The sequence below is a fragment of the Bartonella sp. TS82HLJMH genome, from assembly GCF_042193495.1.
In the GTDB taxonomy this organism is placed as follows: domain Bacteria; phylum Pseudomonadota; class Alphaproteobacteria; order Rhizobiales; family Rhizobiaceae; genus Bartonella; species Bartonella grahamii.
In genome coordinates, this window is sequence record NZ_JBHILU010000066.1 from 1 (window position 1) to 1426 (window position 1426).

At 33.7% G+C, this 1426-nt stretch carries 1 protein-coding gene; it reads right to left on the minus strand.

Annotation, left to right across the window (positions count from 1 at the left end; all coding sequences use genetic code 11):
- A partial coding sequence (locus ACFIKO_RS09210; protein ID WP_375673870.1) for a hypothetical protein occupies nucleotides 1–622 on the minus strand: 622 nt, incomplete at its 3' end.
- Nucleotides 623–1426: the final 804 nt, after the last annotated feature.

The following is a 1426-nucleotide window of genomic DNA, read 5'->3' on the forward strand; positions in this document are numbered from 1 at the left end:
AACCTTCTATATTCTTATGCTGATCATGACCTTGAGATAGATTATTTTGTTTCTCTTCAATAGCAGGGGGATTCTTTATCTCAGCAAGTTCAAGTTGATGATTTAAACTTGTGAAAGCACTTTTCACGCTAGAAAATGCATCCGCTACATTCTTAGAACTTTCCTTCTTAGAACTTTCCTTACCCGTAAGTGCAGTATCAAGTGCAGGTTGCGTTTGAAACTTAATATTAGGATTTATATTTCTGAAGGAATCTTCATCCTTAGAACTTTCCCTACCCGCAAATGCAGTATCAAGTGCAAGTTGCGTTTGAAACTTAATATTAGGATTTAAATTTTTGAAGGCATCTTCATCCTCTATAAATGCAGAGCCACTATCTTTATATAATTTACTGCCAACAACATAGGCTGGTGGAATGGCTTTAAGCACATTTGTACCGCCACTAAAACCGCTTGATATGTTATTAAAAATCTGAGTATTAGCAGAAACAGGAGAAATATTTGATAAAAAGATAATCACTGAAGCCAATGAAAGCGCTTTAATAAAAAGTAATCGATAAAGCGAGCAAGAATTTTTAAAATCATTCACCACTGACGCTTTTGATGTGGTATATAATTTTTTCATAACAAATTCTCCAAGTAAAAAAACATATTCAGAACATAAAAAAAACACATTTCAGCGCTAGGGATGATTTTGTGGTGTGGTTTTGTTTGTTCTTTACAAAGTTTAGGTTTGTCGCAGAGGCGAACGGAAGTAATTAGAATTTCGGCAAGGCTGCGGTTAAGGTTGATTAGCGATTTGGTTAATGGGTTTTTGATTTTTTTCGCCTTTAAGAAGAGTGCTGTTTTTGCAACAAATCTGAATTTGAGGGGGAGGAAATAGATAGAACGGATACGAAGAGGACATATTTGCACGCTATTGTTAGATCTGCGGTTTATAGTTTTTAAAGTGAAAGAGATCATTTTGTATGCTTAAGAGGCTATAAGGTATTGTTGTGGAAAAAGGTTAAGTTGTCCGGCGAATGATTTAGAGTATTTGTTGTGAAATCATTGCGCTTTTATCGTAGGGATAAGCGACATACTCTCGGGTTTTAGATTTTTTCGCTTGAAGAGCTTTAAAATAAAATGAGGATAGTTGTGTGATTTTTTCATGATCCGTCGCACCTCCCTTTGCGAGAACTTTTCTGTTTTTACCAGAATGAGTCTTACTAAAGACTATTTTTATAGTTTTATAGACTGTTGAGTAAAATAGCAAGAAGAAAATGAATTTAATTATTTTGCTAGAATGAGTCTTTCTTATTCATAAAATAATTCTACAATTCATAGCCATATTGTTTACTCTTTAGAATTTTATAGAAGGGCTGGTATATTTTTATTCCTTAAATATCCCCATTCTGATCAAAGTGAAGCTTACTTAATTATTGACGCT